Origin of the sequence: Cellulophaga fucicola, assembly GCF_900119145.1 — a bacterium.
In the GTDB taxonomy this organism is placed as follows: Bacteria; Bacteroidota; Bacteroidia; order Flavobacteriales; family Flavobacteriaceae; genus Cellulophaga; species Cellulophaga fucicola.
In genome coordinates this window covers 1-18,836 of sequence record NZ_FPIY01000010.1, presented here as the reverse complement: position 1 = coordinate 18,836, position 18,836 = coordinate 1, and the positions used below count along the sequence as shown (strand labels likewise).

General features: G+C 34.4%; 14 protein-coding genes, 5 tRNA genes and 1 pseudogene. 1 reads left to right on the top strand and 19 read right to left on the bottom strand.

Going from position 1 to position 18,836, the window contains the following annotated elements:
* A pseudogene (locus BT107_RS17130) lies at nt 1-1,270 on the bottom strand (hypothetical protein); the annotation flags it as partial.
* A gap of 376 nt (nt 1,271-1,646) precedes the next feature.
* Between BT107_RS17130 and BT107_RS17125 the strand changes: the two are divergent.
* Nucleotides 1,647-3,236, top strand: a complete 1,590-nt coding sequence (locus tag BT107_RS17125) for a peptide chain release factor 3 (protein ID WP_072305062.1) — start codon at nt 1,647-1,649, stop codon at nt 3,234-3,236.
* 98 nt (nt 3,237-3,334) lie between these two features.
* On the opposite strand, the gene BT107_RS17120 is transcribed toward BT107_RS17125, so the two are convergent.
* From BT107_RS17120 to rpsU, 18 genes are all read right to left on the bottom strand, one after another.
* Nucleotides 3,335-3,646: a DUF3467 domain-containing protein gene (locus BT107_RS17120; protein WP_072305061.1), complete on the bottom strand. Its 312-nt coding sequence runs from the start codon at nt 3,644-3,646 to the stop codon at nt 3,335-3,337.
* A gap of 5 nt (nt 3,647-3,651) precedes the next feature.
* Nucleotides 3,652-7,950: a DNA-directed RNA polymerase subunit beta' gene (gene rpoC, locus BT107_RS17115; protein ID WP_072305060.1), complete on the bottom strand. Its 4,299-nt coding sequence runs from the start codon at nt 7,948-7,950 to the stop codon at nt 3,652-3,654.
* A 61-nt stretch (nt 7,951-8,011) separates the two neighbouring features.
* Nucleotides 8,012-11,821, bottom strand: coding sequence for a DNA-directed RNA polymerase subunit beta (rpoB, locus tag BT107_RS17110; protein ID WP_072305059.1), 3,810 nt, complete (start codon nt 11,819-11,821; stop codon nt 8,012-8,014).
* Between the two features lie 132 nt (nt 11,822-11,953).
* Nucleotides 11,954-12,328, bottom strand: a complete 375-nt coding sequence (gene rplL, locus BT107_RS17105) for a 50S ribosomal protein L7/L12 (RefSeq protein ID WP_072305058.1) — start codon at nt 12,326-12,328, stop codon at nt 11,954-11,956.
* Between the two features lie 49 nt (nt 12,329-12,377).
* A complete protein-coding gene (rplJ, locus tag BT107_RS17100; RefSeq protein ID WP_072305057.1) occupies nt 12,378-12,893 on the bottom strand; it encodes a 50S ribosomal protein L10 in 516 nt (171 codons plus the stop codon).
* 22 nt (nt 12,894-12,915) lie between these two features.
* Nucleotides 12,916-13,608, bottom strand: a complete 693-nt coding sequence (gene rplA, locus BT107_RS17095) for a 50S ribosomal protein L1 (RefSeq protein ID WP_072305056.1) — start codon at nt 13,606-13,608, stop codon at nt 12,916-12,918.
* A 20-nt stretch (nt 13,609-13,628) separates the two neighbouring features.
* Entirely contained in the window at nt 13,629-14,066 is a 438-nt protein-coding gene (gene rplK, locus BT107_RS17090) for a 50S ribosomal protein L11 (protein WP_072305055.1), read from the bottom strand.
* A gap of 73 nt (nt 14,067-14,139) precedes the next feature.
* On the bottom strand, nt 14,140-14,691 hold the full coding sequence (nusG, locus tag BT107_RS17085) for a transcription termination/antitermination protein NusG (protein ID WP_072305054.1): 552 nt from the start codon (nt 14,689-14,691) through the stop codon (nt 14,140-14,142).
* Nucleotides 14,692-14,707: 16 nt separating this feature from the next.
* Nucleotides 14,708-14,896 (bottom strand): preprotein translocase subunit SecE, encoded by a 189-nt coding sequence (gene secE, locus BT107_RS17080; RefSeq protein ID WP_072305053.1) that lies wholly within the window; start codon nt 14,894-14,896, stop codon nt 14,708-14,710.
* Nucleotides 14,897-14,953: 57 nt separating this feature from the next.
* Nucleotides 14,954-15,026 (bottom strand) — tRNA-Trp (locus BT107_RS17075).
* Nucleotides 15,027-15,096: 70 nt separating this feature from the next.
* Nucleotides 15,097-16,284: an elongation factor Tu gene (gene tuf, locus BT107_RS17070; protein ID WP_072305052.1), complete on the bottom strand. Its 1,188-nt coding sequence runs from the start codon at nt 16,282-16,284 to the stop codon at nt 15,097-15,099.
* Between the two features lie 53 nt (nt 16,285-16,337).
* Nucleotides 16,338-16,409: transfer RNA gene (locus BT107_RS17065), tRNA-Thr, on the bottom strand.
* A gap of 172 nt (nt 16,410-16,581) precedes the next feature.
* Nucleotides 16,582-16,654: transfer RNA gene (locus BT107_RS17060), tRNA-Gly, on the bottom strand.
* Nucleotides 16,655-16,748: 94 nt separating this feature from the next.
* Nucleotides 16,749-16,830: transfer RNA gene (locus BT107_RS17055), tRNA-Tyr, on the bottom strand.
* Between the two features lie 81 nt (nt 16,831-16,911).
* Nucleotides 16,912-16,985: transfer RNA gene (locus BT107_RS17050), tRNA-Thr, on the bottom strand.
* Between the two features lie 108 nt (nt 16,986-17,093).
* Nucleotides 17,094-17,390 (bottom strand): ribosome hibernation-promoting factor, HPF/YfiA family, encoded by a 297-nt coding sequence (gene hpf / locus BT107_RS17045; protein WP_072305051.1) that lies wholly within the window; start codon nt 17,388-17,390, stop codon nt 17,094-17,096.
* Between the two features lie 52 nt (nt 17,391-17,442).
* Complete coding sequence (locus BT107_RS17040) at nt 17,443-18,333, bottom strand: tyrosine-type recombinase/integrase (RefSeq protein ID WP_072305050.1); 891 nt, start codon at nt 18,331-18,333, stop codon at nt 17,443-17,445.
* 121 nt (nt 18,334-18,454) lie between these two features.
* Nucleotides 18,455-18,649, bottom strand: a complete 195-nt coding sequence (gene rpsU / locus BT107_RS17035; protein ID WP_072305063.1) for a 30S ribosomal protein S21 — start codon at nt 18,647-18,649, stop codon at nt 18,455-18,457.
* Between the last annotated feature and the right edge of the window lie 187 nt (nt 18,650-18,836).

Below are 18,836 nucleotides of genomic sequence, written 5' to 3'. Positions count from 1 at the left end.
CATCACCGTCTGTATCTACTCCTGTGAATGTCTGATCTGGAACTCCGTCAAAATCAAAGTCGTTTCCTTCATTATTATCTGGAACTGTATCGTTATCACTATCTAAATCGATATAATCTGGTGTATCCTCACCATCGTGATTGTTTGGTGTAATTCCTTCGTTTCCTGATCCTTCATAAGCATCGTCTAAACCATCCATATCTGAATCGTTTCCGCTTGGTGCTATATAATCTGTAGTTGTTTGTCCTTCTACGTTATCTGGAATACCATCATTATCTGCATCGATATCTCTAAAGTCAGGATTAGAATCTGTGTCTGAGTTTACAGGAGTTAAACCTTCTCCAGAACCAGGAGTATTTTCATAATGATCATCCAATCCGTTTCCATCACTATCAACACCACATACCGGAGTATAATCTGATGGGTTTTGAGCCTCTACATTATCTACAATACCATCGTTATCAGAATCTATATCTCTAAAATCTGGATTTTTATCATCATCTGTATCTACAGGATATAATCCTATACCAGGACAACTTTCATAAGCATTATCTAAGCCATCACAATCTGTATCTTTACCAGATGGAGCAATGTAATCGTCTGTAGTTTGCGCTTCTACATTATCAATAATACCATCATTATCTGAATCAATATCTCTGAAATCTGGATGAGAATCACCATCTGTATCAGTTGGATTTATTCCTTGTCCTCCACCACAGTAATTTTCATAAGCATCATCCAATCCATTTTTTGGATTAACATCTTTTCCGCTTGGAAATGTAAGCTGATTAGTTTCCTGAGCTTCACCTAAATCTAAAATTCCGTCATTATCAGAATCAATATCTAAGTAATCTTTTCTTGTATCACCATCGGTATCTACAGGAATCAGACCTCCGCAACTTCCGGGTGTTACTTCGTAAGCATCGTCTAATCCGTTACCATCAGAATCTATACCACTAGGTTTAATATAACCGACAGATAATTGCGCTTCAACGTTATCTAAAATACCATCATTATCAGAATCAATATCTAACGAATTTGGTATTCCATCTTTGTCAAAATCTCCTGTTCCCTCTACAGTATCAATAATACCGTCACCATCATCATCAATATCTATGTGATCGTAAACGCCATCTCCGTCTGTATCTTTATTAATGCCATAATCTGCATAAACAAAGGAGGTTGAAGCTATAAATAAAATTAAAAAAGTAAACAGAGTCAAACTCTTTTTATAAAGAGTCCTATTTAATAATAAAGTAAAATTTTCCATAAATGATAGTTAGTGTTACTAATCACCATGGCATTTTTTGTTAAGTTTATTGGGAAAGATGTTTGGGACTTCTTATTAAACTGAGTGCTAAGTTAAAGTTATTTTTAAAAACTTCAACAGATTTGATATCATATGTTATATCTGTTCTTTGAAGCGCAAATTTAATCGTTTAAATGTTAATTTTTTAACTTTCAGCAAATAAATCTTAACAAAAAAAAAGTTATTTCAAATTTTCACAAATTAGATAATCTTCTAAAAAAGTCTGTTTATCGGATATACAAAAATCTAAGTAACACTAAATTATAATCTTATCCATTTATAAACATAACTATTACTATTCTATTATTTACCGTACTTTTGCAACAAATTTTTTTAAATGAGTTTTGAAAAAGAAATACAAAAGAGAAGAACTTTTGGTATTATATCTCACCCCGATGCAGGTAAAACTACACTAACTGAAAAGTTATTACTTTTTGGTGGTGCAATACAAGAAGCTGGTGCCGTAAAAAACAACAAGATTAAAAAGTCTGCTACCAGTGACTTTATGGAAATTGAACGTCAAAGAGGAATCTCTGTTGCTACCTCGGTACTTGCCTTTATATATAAGGACAAAAAAATAAATATTCTAGATACACCTGGTCACAAAGATTTTGCTGAAGACACATTTAGAACTTTAACCGCTGTAGATAGTGTTATTGTTGTTATTGATGTTGCAAAAGGTGTAGAAGAGCAAACTGAAAAATTGGTTGAAGTTTGTAGAATGCGTAAAATACCAATTATTGTTTTTATTAATAAGTTAGACCGTGAAGGTAAAGATGCTTTTGACTTACTTGATGAAGTAGAACAAAAATTAGGCTTATCTGTAACTCCTTTGAGTTTCCCTATTGGAATGGGATACGACTTTAAAGGGATCTACAATATATACGAGAAGAATATTAATCTTTTTAGTGGCGACAGTAAAAAGAATATAGAAGAAACTATTGCTTTTGATGATGTGCAGAGTCCTGAATTAGAAACAGTAATTGGCGAAAAAGCAGCTACTACTTTACGAGATGACCTAGAGCTTGTAAACGGAGTTTACCCAAAATTTAGTAAAGAAAAATACCTGGCTAGTGAACAACAACCTGTTTTCTTTGGGTCTGCTTTAAACAACTTTGGAGTTCGTGAATTGCTAGATTGTTTTATAGAAATAGCCCCATCTCCAAGGCCTAAAAGAGCTGAGGAACGTGAAGTTGTTGCTAACGAAAAAGATTTTACCGGTTTTGTTTTTAAGATTCACGCCAATATGGATCCTAAACACAGAGATAGGTTAGCTTTTATAAAAATTGTTTCTGGAACATTTGAAAGAAACAAACCTTATTTACACGTTAGAAATAACAAAAAACTTAAATTCTCTAGTCCAAATGCCTTTTTTGCAGAGAAAAAAGAAATTGTAGATATATCTTATCCTGGTGACATTGTTGGCTTACATGATACTGGCCATTTTAAAATTGGAGATACCCTAACAGAAGGAGAAGAACTGCATTACAAAGGTATACCTAGTTTTAGCCCTGAGCATTTTAGATATATTAATAATGGCGACCCAATGAAAGCTAAACCTTTATATAAAGGTATAGACCAACTAATGGATGAAGGTGTTGCGCAGTTGTTTACTCTAGAGCTAAACGGAAGAAAAATAATTGGTACTGTTGGTGCTCTACAGTTTGAAGTTATACAATACAGACTAGAACACGAATATGGAGCCAAATGTACTTATGAAAACTTTCCAGTATTTAAAGCCTGCTGGGTAGATCCAGATGATAAAAATAATGATGAGTTTAAAGAATTTAAGAGAGTAAAACAAAAGTTCCTTGCAAAGGATAAACAGGGACAACTGGTGTTTTTAGCAGATTCTCAATTCTCTTTACAAATGACACAGCAAAAATATCCTAGTGTAAAATTACATTTCACATCTGAGTTCGAATAAGAAGCTATATAAAATCTAAAAAAGCCAAACATAATGTTTGGCTTTTTTATTTACTCTTTTTAAAAACAAAAAACCACGCAAATTGCGTGGTTTTTTTATTATGCTTCTCCTGTTGGACCAAAATTAATTGGTATAGGAGGTTGCTCATAATCTTTAATTGCTCCGTGAGCCTTTTCAAAACGCTGAACATTGTCATTTAATGCTTTTAAGAACTTTTTAGCATGTTGTGGCGTAAGTATTATTCTACTTTTCACTTTTGCTTTTGGCGCTCCTGGCATCATACTAACAAAGTCTACTACAAACTCTGATACTGAATGGTTAATGATTGCTAAATTGGAATAAACCCCTTCAGCAGTTTTTTCATCTAACTCAATATTAATTTGTTTTTGATCTTGATTAGAATCACTCATACAACTTAAAATTTAAGTTCCTCTTTACGAGCCATAATCTCATCATATTCTTCTTTAGAACCTACTATGATGCTATCATAATCTCTCATACCTGTACCAGCAGGTATTTTATGACCAACAATTACATTTTCTTTTAATCCTTCTAAGTGATCAACCTTACCAGCTACTGCCGCTTCGTTTAATACCTTAGTTGTTTCCTGGAACGATGCCGCAGAGATAAAAGATTTAGTCTGTAAAGATGCTCTTGTAATACCTTGTAAGATTGGTGTTGCTGTTGCTGCAACAGCATCTCTTGCAGATACTAGTCCTTTATCAGAACGCATTAATATAGAGTTTTCATCTCTTAATTCTCTAACAGTAATTATCTGTCCTGCTTTTAATGTGTCTGATTCTCCTGCATCTTCTACTACTTTCTTTCCGTAAATTTCATCATTTTCTTTAATGAAATCTTCTTTATGAGCCAATTGGTTCTCTAAGAAAATAGTATCTCCCGGATCTTGAATACGAACTTTACGCATCATCTGTCTAACAACAACCTCAAAATGCTTGTCATTAATCTTCACACCTTGTAAACGATATACTTCTTGAACTTCGTTCACTAAATACTGTTGTACTGCAGAAGGACCTTTAATTGCAAGGATATCTGCAGGTGTAATAGACCCATCAGATAATGGCATACCAGCTCTTACATAATCATTCTCTTGTACAAGAATCTGATTAGATAATTTAACTAAGTATTTTTTAACATCACCTAATTTAGACTCTATTATAATCTCACGGTTACCTCTTTTAATTTTACCAAAAGAAACAACACCATCAATTTCTGAAACAACTGCTGGGTTAGATGGGTTACGTGCTTCAAAAAGTTCTGTAACTCTTGGAAGACCACCCGTAATATCACCAGACTTAGCAGATTTACGAGGAATCTTAACTAAAGTCATACCCTCAGTAACCTTATCGTTATCGTCTACCATAATGTGAGACCCAACTGGAAGGTTGTAAGAACGTAATATTTCATCATTACTATTCTTAACTAGTAATGTTGGTATTAACTTTTTGTTTCTAGATTCTGAAATTACTTTCTCCTGGAAACCTGTTTGTTCATCTATTTCTACTTGATATGTAACACCTTGATCAATATTTTCGTAAGAAACTTTACCTGTAAATTCAGATACAATTACACCGTTATATGGATCCCAAGAACAAATTACATCACCTTTAGCAACTTTTGTTCCGTTTTCTATAGCTAACTGAGAACCGTAAGGAATATTGTTAGTACTTAGCGTAATTCCTGTTTTAGCATCTACTACTTTTACTTCTGATGTTCTAGAGATAACAATCTTAACTTTATTACCTTCATTATCTTCTCCGTTAACAGTTCTTAGATCTTCTATTTCTGCAACACCTGCAAATTTAGCCTCTAATTTGTTATCTTCAGAAATGTTACCTGCAATACCACCCACGTGGAATGTACGTAATGTTAACTGTGTACCTGGCTCTCCAATAGATTGCGCTGCTACAACACCAACTGCCTCACCTCTCTGTACCATTTTATTAGTAGATAGGTTACGACCATAACATTTACCACAGATTCCTTTTTCTGCCTCACAAGTTAATGCTGAACGTACTTCAACACTCTCTATAGGAGAAGCTTGAATCTTTTTAACATCAGATTCTACTATTAACTGTCCAGCAGTTAACAATAACTCTTCTGTTATTGGATTGTATAAATCATGTAATGAAATACGACCTAATATACGAGCTCCTAAAGTCTCTACTATCTCTTCGTTTTTCTTTAATGCTGATACTTCAATACCTCTTAATGTACCACAATCTTCAGTGTTAATAATAACATCCTGTGAAACATCTACTAAACGACGTGTTAAGTAACCAGCATCGGCAGTTTTTAAGGCTGTATCCGCAAGTCCTTTACGTGCACCGTGAGTAGAAATAAAGTATTCAAGAATTGATAAACCTTCCTTAAAGTTAGAAAGAATAGGGTTTTCAATAATTTCTCCACCACCTGCTGTAGATTTCTTAGGTTTTGCCATTAATCCACGCATACCTGTTAACTGGCGAATCTGTTCCTTAGAACCCCTTGCACCAGAATCAAGCATCATATACACAGAGTTAAATCCTTGCTGATCTTCACGAATACGTTTCATTGCTAATTCAGTAAGCATTGCATTGGTAGATGTCCAAACATCAATTACCTGGTTGTAACGCTCATTGTTAGTAATAAGACCCATGTTGTAGTTAGCCATAATACCGTCTACTTGACCGTTAGCTTCTGCAATCATTTCGTGTTTCTCTTTAGGGATAATAATATCTCCTAAACTAAATGATAGACCACCTTTAAAGGCAAATTCATATCCTAAAGTCTTAATCTTATCTAAGAATTCTGCTGTAGTAGGTACATCTGTAACAGCTAAAATACCACCAATAATATCTCTTAAAGATTTCTTGTTTAATACATCGTTAATATAACCTGCCTGTTCTGGCACCATCATATTAAATAAAACTCTACCTACCGTAGTTGGTATAATTTGATTAACAAGCTCTCCTTCTTCGTTAAAATCTTTTGCACGAACCTTAATTCCTGCATTTAAGTCTACTCTTTCTTCATTAAAAGCTATAACAACTTCTTCATAAGAATAGAAGGTTAAACCTTCACCTTTAATTGGCACTTCTGGAGTAGATTTACGCTCTTTAGTCATATAATAAAGACCTAAAACCATATCCTGAGAAGGTACCGTAATTGGAGAACCATTTGCTGGGTTCAATATGTTATGAGAAGCCAACATTAATAATTGACATTCCAAAATTGCTTCTGGTCCCAATGGTAAGTGAACCGCCATTTGATCCCCATCAAAATCGGCGTTAAAGGCAGTACAAACTAAAGGATGTAAACGTATAGCTTTACCTTCAATAAGTTTTGGTTGAAATGCTTGGATACCCAATCTGTGCAATGTAGGGGCCCTGTTCAACATAACAGGATGTCCTTTTAACACATTTTCAAGAATATCCCAAACGACTGGCTCTTTCTTATCTATTATTTTCTTAGCAGATTTAACTGTTTTTACAATTCCTCTTTCTATTAACTTACGAATAACAAAAGGCTTGTAAAGTTCAGCAGCCATATCTTTTGGCAAACCACATTCAAACAATTTCAATTCCGGTCCAACAACAATTACCGAACGTGCTGAATAATCCACACGCTTACCAAGTAAGTTTTGACGGAAACGACCTTGCTTACCTTTTAATGAATCTGATAAAGATTTTAAAGGTCTGTTAGATTCTGTTTTTACTGCTGATGACTTACGAGTGTTATCAAAAAGAGAATCTACAGATTCCTGAAGCATACGTTTCTCATTTCTAAGAATTACTTCTGGAGCCTTAATCTCTACCAATCTTTTTAAACGATTGTTTCTGATAATTACTCTTCTATATAAATCATTTAAATCTGATGTTGCAAAACGCCCACCATCTAATGGCACTAAAGGTCTAAGCTCTGGTGGAATAACAGGGATTACTTTCATAATCATCCACTCAGGTCTATTCTCTCTATTCTCTTGAGATTCTCTTAGTGATTCTACAACCTGTAAACGCTTTAACGCTTCAGTTTTACGTTGCTTAGATGTTTCTGTGTTAGCCTTATGTCTTAACTCAAATGATAACTCATCTAAATTAATTCTTGACAACAATTCAATTAAACATTCAGCACCCATTTTAGCAATAAACTTATTTGGATCTGTATCGTCCAAATATTGGTTTTCTACTGGTATAGATTCTAAAATATTTAAATATTCTTCTTCAGTTAAGAAGTCCATTTTCTGAACTTCTTCTCCTTCTGGACCTTTAGCAATACCTGGTTGAATTACAACATAACGCTCATAATAGATGATCATGTCTAATTTCTTAGAAGGCAATCCTAGTAAGTATCCAATTTTATTAGGTAATGAACGGAAGTACCAGATGTGAGCTACAGGAACAACTAAGTTAATGTGCCCTACTCTATCTCTACGTACTTTCTTTTCTGTAACCTCTACTCCACAACGGTCACAAACAATACCGCGGTAACGAATACGTTTGTATTTACCACAAGCACACTCATAATCCTTTACAGGGCCAAAAATACGCTCACAGAAAAGACCATCCCTTTCAGGCTTGTGAGTTCTATAGTTAATTGTTTCAGGTTTTAAAACTTCCCCTCTTGACTCTGCCAAAATAGCTTCTGGAGATGACAATCCGATTGAAATTTTATCAAACCTTTTTATTGTGTTATTATCCTTTGGTCTAGCCATAACAATATGGTGATCTTAAAATTAAATATATCTAACAAATAGTGTTCAAGACAAGGTCTTGTTATTCTTCCAATCTAATATCTAAACCTAATCCCTTAAGTTCATGCATTAATACGTTGAAAGATTCTGGTAAACCAGGTTCTGGCATTGTTTCACCCTTAACAATAGACTCATACGTCTTAGCTCTACCAATAACATCATCAGACTTAACTGTTAATATTTCTCTTAGTGTTGCAGACGCACCATATGCTTCTAGTGCCCAAACTTCCATCTCTCCAAAACGCTGACCACCAAATTGTGCTTTACCACCTAATGGCTGTTGTGTAATTAATGAGTATGGTCCTATAGAACGAGCATGCATTTTATCATCTACCATATGCCCTAATTTAAGCATGTAAATAACACCTACTGTCGCTGGTTGATCAAAACGTTTACCTGTTCCACCATCATAAAGGTATGTATGTCCAAATCTAGGAATACCTGCTTCATCTGTGTAACCGTTAATTTGATCTAATGTTGCACCATCAAAAATTGGTGTTGCATACTTTTTACCTAATTTTAATCCGGCCCATCCTAATACAGTTTCATATATCTGCCCAATGTTCATACGCGATGGTACACCTAATGGGTTTAATACGATATCTACTGGAGTACCGTCTTCTAAGAAAGGCATATCCTCATGACGTACAATACGAGCAACAATACCTTTGTTACCGTGACGACCCGCCATTTTATCACCTACTTTTAATTTACGTTTTTTAGCAACATAAACTTTAGCTAGTTTCATTATACCTGGAGGTAACTCATCACCAACAGAAATTGTAAACTTGTCTCTTCTTAAATTACCTTGAAGGTCATTAAGCTTAATTTTATAGTTGTGAATTAAATCTGCAACCATAGCATTAAGATCTTTATCTACTGTCCAGCTTCCGCCTACTAAGTGTGCAAAGTCATCTACAGAGTTTAACATTTTCATAGAGTACTTTTTACCTTTAGGAAGAACTTCTTCTCCTAAATCGTTAAGCACACCTTGAGATGTTTTACCATTTACCATTGTAAATAGTTTCTCTACTAATACGTCTTTAAGTTGTTGGAATTTTACTTCGTATTCTAACTCTAACTTATTAATAGCGTCCTTATCTTCTACACGAGTACGCTTATCTTTAATAGATCTAGAAAATAATTTCTTCCCTATTACAACACCTCTTAATGATGGTGATGCTTTTAAAGATGCATCTTTTACGTCTCCTGCTTTATCTCCGAATATAGCACGAAGTAATTTTTCTTCTGGTGTTGGATCTGATTCTCCTTTTGGAGTAATCTTCCCAATTAAAATATCACCAGGTTTAACTTCTGCACCAATACGGATCATTCCGTTTTCATCTAAATCTTTAGTAGCCTCTTCAGAAACGTTTGGTATATCATGCGTTAATTCTTCAGCTCCTAATTTAGTATCTCTAACTTCTAAAGAATACTCATCTATATGTATAGATGTAAAGATATCTTCACGTACTACTTTTTCCGAAATTACAATTGCATCCTCAAAGTTATACCCTTTCCAAGGCATAAAGGCTACTTTCATATTTCTTCCTAAGGCTAATTCTCCCAATTGAGTTGCATAACCTTCACATAATACTTGACCTTTTTTAACTTTATCGCCTTTTTCTACAATTGGCTTAAGGTTAATACTTGTTCCTTGGTTTGTTTTTCTAAACTTAACCAAGTTGTATGTTTTAGCGTCTTCTTCAAAACTAACTAAACGTTCTTCTTCAGTTCTATCATACTTAATAGTAACTTTCTGAGAATCTACGTACTCAACAACACCATCTCCTTCTGCGTTAATTAAAACTCTAGAATCTGATGCTACTTGACGTTCTAAACCTGTACCTACAATTGGAGATTCGGGTCTTAATAAAGGAACTGCCTGACGCATCATGTTAGATCCCATCAATGCACGGTTGGCATCATCATGTTCTAAGAAAGGGATTAAAGATGCAGATATTGATGCAATTTGATTTGGAGCAACATCTGTATAGTTAATTTCTGAAGGATCTACAACTGGAAAATCACCCTCTTCACGAGCAATTACCTTTTCTACATCTATTTCACCATTTTCTTTTAAAGGAATATTGGCCTGAGAAATTTTCATTCCCTCTTCTTCTTCCGCACTTAAATAACCGTACTCTTCTGTATCTACAACACCATTAGTTACCTTACGATATGGAGTTTCTAAGAAGCCCATTGGATTAACTTTTGCATATACTGCAAGAGATGATATAAGCCCAATGTTTGGTCCTTCTGGAGTTTCAATAGGACAAAGTCTTCCGTAGTGAGTATAATGTACATCACGTACCTCGAACCCTGCTCTTTCCCTTGATAAACCACCTGGCCCTAATGCAGATAATCTACGCTTGTGCGTTATTTCTGCTAATGGGTTAGTTTGATCCATAAATTGAGACAACTGGTTTGTACCAAAGAATGAATTAATTACTGAAGATAATGTCTTAGCATTAATTAAATCAATAGGTGTAAACACTTCGTTATCTCTAACGTTCATACGTTCACGGATAGTTCTTGCCATACGAGCAAGACCTACACCAAATTGCTGAGATAATTGCTCACCAACTGTTCTAACACGACGGTTAGACAAGTGGTCAATATCATCTATCTCTGCTTTAGAGTTTATAAGCTCTATTAAGTATTTTATTATAGTTATAATATCTTCTTTAGTCAAGACTTGCTTGTCCATTCCAATATCTAACTGTAATTTCTTATTCATTCTATAACGACCTACTTCACCTAAGTTGTAACGTTGGTCAGAGAAGAATAATTTATCAATAATTCCACGTGCTGTTTCCTCATCTGGCGGCTCAGCATTACGTAATTGTCTATAAATATGCTCAACTGCTTCTTTTTCAGAGTTCGTTGGATCTTTCTGTAATGTGTTGTGAATAATTGCATAGTCAGACTGTGCATTATTTTCTTTATGCAAAAGAATAGTTTTTACATCTGCATCAATAATTTCTGCAATATGATCTTTTTCAAGAACTGTATCCCTATCTAGTACAATTTCGTTTCTTTCAATAGAAACAACTTCACCTGTATCTTCATCTACGAAATCCTCGTGCCAAGTATTTAATACTCTCGCCGCTAATTTACGTCCTAAAACTTTTTTAAGTCCAGCATTTGAAACTTTGATTTCTTCTGATAAATCAAAGATTTCCAAAATATCTTTATCACGCTCAAAACCAATTGCTCTAAATAAAGTTGTTACTGGTAATTTTTTCTTTCTATCAATGTAAGCATACATTACGCCATTGATATCTGTTGCAAATTCAATCCAAGATCCTTTAAAAGGAATTACTCTAGCTGAATACAATTTAGTACCGTTAGCATGGAAAGACTGTCCAAAGAAAACCCCCGGTGAACGGTGTAATTGAGAAACAACAACACGCTCAGCTCCATTTATTACAAATGTACCACTTGGCGTCATATAAGGAATTGTACCTAAATACACATCCTGTACTATAGTTTCAAAATCTTCGTGTTCTGGGTCCGTACAATAAAGTTTAAGTCTTGCCTTTAGTGGAACACTATAGGTTAACCCTCTCTCTATACATTCTTGAATAGAATATCTTGGTGGATCTATAAAATAATCAAGAAACTCTAATACGAATTGATTTCTTGTGTCAGTAATTGGAAAGTTTTCCAAGAAGGTATTATACAAACCTTCGTCGCCTCTTTCATCAGATTTTGTTTCAAGTTGGAAGAAATCCTGAAATGATTTAATCTGAATGTCCAAGAAATCCGGATAATCTGGAATATTCTTAGCTGATGCAAAATTTATTCTTTGAGTCTGTTTTGTGAACATCAATGGACAAAATTATGTTATGAATAGTATTCTCGTTGTATATTACTTCATATACAATATATATAAAAATGGGATTAGGTCTAGACGCAGAATGCGTAAAGACCTATCCCAAAAACGTTATGGTTGTTGCTATTACTTAAGCTCAACTTCCGCTCCTGCTTCTTCTAAAGATTTTTTAATACCTTCAGCTTCGTCTTTAGAAACACCTTCTTTAACAGCTTTTGGTGCGCTATCTACGATATCTTTAGCATCTTTTAATCCTAAACCAGTTAATTCCTTAACTAATTTTACAACTGCTAACTTAGAAGCACCAGCTGCTTTTAAGATAACATCAAATTCACTTTGCTCTTCTACAGCTTCACCAGCAGCAGCTCCACCAGCAGCAACAGCTACAGCAGCAGCAGCAGGTTCTATACCATACTCATCTTTTAATATATTTGCTAACTCGTTTACTTCTTTTACAGTTAAGTTAACTAATTGTTCTGCGAAATCTTTTAAATCTGCCATTTTTCTATCGTTTAATAAATTTTTAAAATATAATTGTTTTTAGTGCGTACTATTTCTCAGATAATGTCTTAAGAATTCCAGCGATTTTACCACCACTAGATTTAAGTCCAGAAATAACGTTTTTAGCTGGCGATTGTAACAATCCAATAATATCACCAATAACTTCTTCTTTAGACTTAATGCTAACTAAAGCATCTAATTGATCATCTCCTATGTAAACTTCTTCAGCAATAAATGCTCCTTTCAATAAAGGCTTATCAGATTTTTTTCTGAAATTCTTTATTAATTTTGCTGGTGCATTACTAGTTTCAGAGAACATTAAAGAAGTATTACCTTTTAATACCCCTGGAAGTTCACCAAAATCTTTATCTGAAGCTTCCATTGCTTTTGCAAGCAATGTATTCTTAATAACTGAAAGTTTAACACCCGCTTTAAAGCATGCTCTTCTTAAGTCAGAAGTAGCAACAGCATTTAATCCTGAAATATCAGCCAAATAAATGGTTGTGTTTTCAGCTAACTGCGAAGTTAAATCTTCTATTACGTTTAATTTTTCTTCTTTTGTCATAATATAAACTTTAAAGCAACAGTTATGCTACCACTTTTGGATCTAATTGAACACTTGGGCTCATTGTACTAGATATGTAAACACTCTTTACATATATACCTTTTGCAGCAGTAGGCTTTAATTTCATAAGTGTATCCAACAATTCTTTTGCATTGTCCTTAATCTTGTCCTCAGAGAAAGAAACTTTCCCGATTGCAGCATGCACAATACCTGTCTTATCTACTTTAAAATCAATTTTACCAGCTTTCACTTCAGATACCGCCTTAGCAATATCCATAGTAACTGTTCCTGTTTTTGGATTAGGCATCAAACCTCTTGGTCCTAAAACTCTACCTAAAGGTCCTAGTTTACCCATTACACTTGGCATAGTGATGATAACATCAACATCTGTCCAACCGCTTTTTATTTTATCCAAATACTCATCTAACCCTACATAATCCGCACCAGCTTCCTTAGCTTCTGCTTCTTTATCTGGAGTTACTAAAGCTAAAACTTTAACATCTTTACCTGTTCCGTGTGGTAATGTTACAACACCACGAACCATTTGATTTGCTTTTCTTGGATCTACACCCAAACGAACAGCAAGATCTACTGATGCATCAAATTTTGCATTAGTTATTTCTTTTACTAAAGCAGATGCTTCTTCTAAAGAATAGAGTTTGTTCTTATCTATCTTACCGTGAGCTTCCTTTTGCTTTTTTGTTAATTTTGCCATTTTAAATTGCTTTTAAGATTTTAAAAAGGTCTACTACCTGAAACTTTTAAACCCATAGATCTTGCAGTACCCGCTATCATACTCATTGCCGACTCAACTGTAAATGCATTTAAATCTACCATTTTGTCTTCCGCAATTTGCTTAACTTGGTCCCAAGATACACTTGCCACTTTGTTTCTGTTAGGTTCACCAGATCCTTTTTTAATCTTAGCTGCTTCTAAAAGCTGAACTGCCGCTGGCGGTGTTTTTACAAGAAAGTCAAAAGACTTATCTTTATAAACCGTGATAACAACTGGTAATACTTTACCCTGTTTGTCCTGTGTACGAGCATTAAATTGCTTACAGAACTCCATGATGTTAACTCCGGCAGCACCTAAAGCGGGTCCAACCGGTGGCGACGGATTCGCTGCACCTCCCCTAACTTGTAGTTTAACTACTTTACTTACTTCTTTTGCCATTGTATAAAATTAAATTCGAAAAATATGTGTCATTCGGAAGCAACACACACCTTTACTATGTAACAGTTCTTTACTATACTTTTTCAACTTGCATATAACTTAACTCTAATGGTGTTTTTCTTCCAAAGATCTTTACCATTACCTCAAGCTTACGCTTTTCTTCGTTGATTTTCTCAACAGTTCCATTGAAACCATTAAAAGGCCCATCTATAACCTTTATTGTTTCTCCTAATACAAAAGGAATAGCAACACTGTCTACTGTAACAGCTAACTCATCTACCTTCCCTAACATACGATTTACTTCTGATTTTCTTAACGGTACCGGATCACCACCTTTAGTTTCTCCCAAAAAGCCTATTACATTAGTTATTGACCTGATGATGTGCACCATTTCTCCTCCTAAGTTTGCCTTTACCATTATATATCCAGGAAAATAAACTTTTTCTTTGTTTATTTTTTTTCCATTACGAACCTGAACTACTTTTTCTGTAGGTACTAAAACATCTTCTAAATAATCCGAAAAACCTAACCTAGCTACCTCACTCTCGATGTAACCTTTAATTTTGTTCTCCTGACCACTTACTGCCCTTACCACATACCATTTCTTTTCTAATACTTCTGACATAGTGCTTTTGGGTATCTTAGTTTATTACTTTATCAAAATAAAACTTAACTGCTTTACTAAAAAGCTCATCTACACCCCAAGTTGCCAAGGCAAACAAAACGGTAAAAACAGCTACCACAATCATAAGATTAGAAGCATCTGCTCTTGTTGGCCAAGTAACATTATTTCTAAGTTCCTCTACCGATTCTTTAATATATGTTAGCATGCGAATGTTTTACTTTATTATTTTAAAAAACGACAAGAAATACGTTCTCATCTTTTGCACGGGCGGAGAGACTCGAACTCCCGACACCTGGTTTTGGAGACCAGTGCTCTACCAACTGAGCTACGCCCGTATATATTTACATTGAAAGGTATCCTACCTCGGCAGGACACCTTCAATGCAATGTAATTATATATTAAATCTTATTCTAAGATTTTAGTTACCTGACCAGCACCTACTGTTCTACCACCCTCACGGATTGCAAAACGCAAACCTTCACTAAGTGCAATAGGAGATAATAATTCTACCGTAATAGTTAAGTTATCACCTGGCATTACCATTTCTACTCCTGAAGGAAGATTAATTGTACCTGTAACATCCGTTGTTCTTACGTAGAACTGTGGACGGTAGTTATTATGGAATGGCGTATGACGACCACCTTCTTCTTTTTTCAAGATATAAACCTCAGCCTCAAACTTAGAGTGTGGCTTAACAGAACCTGGCTTACAAATTACCATACCTCTAGTAATTTGAGATTTTTCAATACCTCTTAACAAGATACCAACATTATCTCCAGCTTCACCTCTATCTAGTATCTTACGGAACATTTCAACACCAGTAACAGTAGAAGTTAACTTCTCTGCACCCATACCGATAATATCAACAGCATCACCAGTATTAGCTACACCAGTCTCAATACGACCAGTTGCAACAGTACCACGACCTGTAATTGTAAACACATCTTCAACAGGCATTAAGAAATCCTTATCCACATCACGCTTAGGTAATTCAATCCAAGCATCAACAGCATCCATTAATTCCATAACAGTATCTACCCATTTTTGCTCACCATTAAGTGCACCTAAAGCAGAACCAGAAACAACAGGACCATTATCACCATCATACTCGTAAAAAGAAAGTAATTCTCTAACTTCCATTTCAACAAGCTCTAAAAGCTCCTCATCATCAACCATATCAACCTTGTTTAAGAAAACAACGATTCTTGGAATACCTACCTGACGACCTAATAAGATATGCTCACGAGTTTGTGGCATTGGACCATCTGTTGCAGCAACAACAAGGATAGCACCATCCATCTGAGCAGCACCAGTTACCATATTCTTAACGTAATCCGCGTGACCTGGACAATCTACGTGTGCATAGTGACGGTTAGCAGTTGAATACTCTACGTGAGAAGTATTAATTGTTATACCTCTTTCTTTCTCTTCTGGAGCGTTATCGATAGAATCGAAACTTCTTAATTCAGAAAGACCTGCATTTGCCAATACTGTAGTAATAGCAGCAGTTAAAGTAGTTTTACCGTGATCTACGTGTCCAATAGTACCTATATTTAAGTGCGGTTTGGAACGATCAAAAGTTTCCTTTGCCATGTTTAATGAGTTTTAATCTTAGTTATATATTAGTGTACAAATTATACTTCTTGAGCCAATGACGAGAATTGAACTCGTGACCTCTTCCTTACCAAGGAAACGCTCTACCCCTGAGCTACACCGGCGTAAAACGTTCTTTAATTTAACGACTACCTTTTAAGATAATCTAAAAACCAATGCCTAGAATCAGGAACGACATCGCTGTCTATAAAAATATATTTTCTTCTTCAAAAAAATCTTACCTCAAAATATATTTTTACACAAACTTTTAAACTTAAAATAAGCTTAAAAACTTAGAGCGAGAGACCGGGTTCGAACCGGCGACATTCAGCTTGGAAGGCTGACGCTCTACCAACTGAGCTACTCTCGCATTTTTTTTGCAAATTTACAAATAAATTTCCAATTTTCAACATTTCAAACAAAATAGCCTAATTTCTATTTTGCTTATACTCTTAAAAGATTTGTGGGGAGAGCAGGATTCGAACCTGCGAAGACGTAGTCAGCAGATTTACAGTCTGCCCTCGTTGGCCGCTTGAGTATCTCCCCAAAACTTTTTCAATACATAAAGAACTTTTTAAAAAACTTAATTTCAACTAAGAAACCAAGAATAACTTTTTAAAAAATTAGAGCCGATGGAGGGACTCGAACCCACGACCTGCTGATTACAAATCAGCTGCTCTAGCCAGCTGAGCTACATCGGCTTATGCCTAACTTTTTGTTTTAAAAAAGCCCGCTATTTCTAACGGACTGCAAATGTATAACTAGTTTTCAGTTATTCAAAACTTTTTTTAAAAAAAATTTAAAAAAAATTACACCCTTAATTTCTCCTTTCTTTTAACAAGCTGTCTTTCAATAGAATTGCACGCAGAGTCAATTGCCTCCTCAAAAGACTTACATTGCTTTTTTATCATAATATTTTCTTTAGGGACCCTAATTTTGATCTCTACAATCTTATTTTCCTTTGAACTTGTATTCTCTACTTTTAAGTACACATCTGAACTTATTACCTTATCATAAAAGGTTTCTATCTTATCTAACCTAGTTTGCAAGAATGTAATTAAATCAGGATTTGCATTAAAATTAACTGTTTGAGTGTTTACTTTCATAAGAGAAGATTTTTTAGGTTATACAATATCAGTAAAATAAAAAAATATAGAATTATTTTTTATTTCTTGGATGCGCAGCCAAATGAACTTTCTTAAGTTCCGCTATACTATTATGCGTATACACCTGAGTAGATGCTAAACTGGAATGCCCCAATAATTCTTTTACTGAATTTAAATCTGCCCCTTCATTTAATATATGTGTCGCAAATGTATGTCTTAAAATATGCGGACTATTTTTTTGCTTAGAAGAGACCTTACTAAAATAGCGATTAATAATTCTATACACAAGACTTTCATACACTTTATTCCCCGTTTTCAACAGAAAAAGAACTTCCTTATCCCGCACCTCACCTAAAGCCCCTCTAAAGTTTAAATAAGAAACAATCCAAGGATACACAAAAGGAGCCAAAGGCACAATACGCTCTTTATTTCTTTTCCCTAATACTTTTATTGTTTTTTTTGACAAATCTAAATCTAACAACTTTAAATTAACCAATTCTATTCTACGTATTCCCGTAGCATACAAAAGTCCAATTATCAATTTATCTCTCGCTCCTTCAAAATCATCTGAAAAATCTACAGAATCAAGAGCACTCTCTACCTCCTCAAAAGAAAAAGGAATCTCAATTTTTTTAGCAGCCTTTAAAGCCTTATGTTTTGCAAGCGGATTAATCTCTATTTTTTCTATTTTTTGCAAAAAACGATAATACGCCTTCAAAGAAGATACCTTTCTATTTACAGATCTATTAGACACATTGTCTGACACTAAAGAAACTATCCAATTACGAATAAAAACATACGGCACATTATCAATTTCTGCAATCTGATAATTCAACTCACAGAACTCCATAAAAACGGACACGTCATTACCATAAGCAGTAACAGTATGCACTGAGTATTTTTTCTCCAATGACAAATAAGACACAAAAGCTTTTAAAGACATAATTAAATTAAAAAAAGGTAAGATACAATTTTAGTTTACAGCATAAAAAAATCCTATTTAAATTGAAACAAGTTCAATCTAAATAGGATGTATAGTAAATACTAAGAATTAATTTGAAGATTTATACTTCTTCTTGATCTCTTAATCCTTGTACGTATTCTGCTTTTTGAATCTGAGCTCTACGAACAACCGATGGCTTTGAAAACTGTTGGCGCTTTCTTAACTGACGCATTCCACCTGTTCTATCAAACTTACGCTTGAAACGCTTAAGTGCTCTATCTATATTCTCTCCTTCTTTTACTGGTATAATTAACATGGGCAATAACCTCCTCTCTTTTGTGATTTTTAAGACTGCAAATATATAAACTAATTTACAACTTAGAACTACTAATTCTTATTTAATTACAACTTATAAGCTAAACAACTAAAAAACAACAGATTTAAGAAATAAAACAAACCTTATAATTTCCTATTTCTGCAATAATCTCTTGGAAATTATTTTT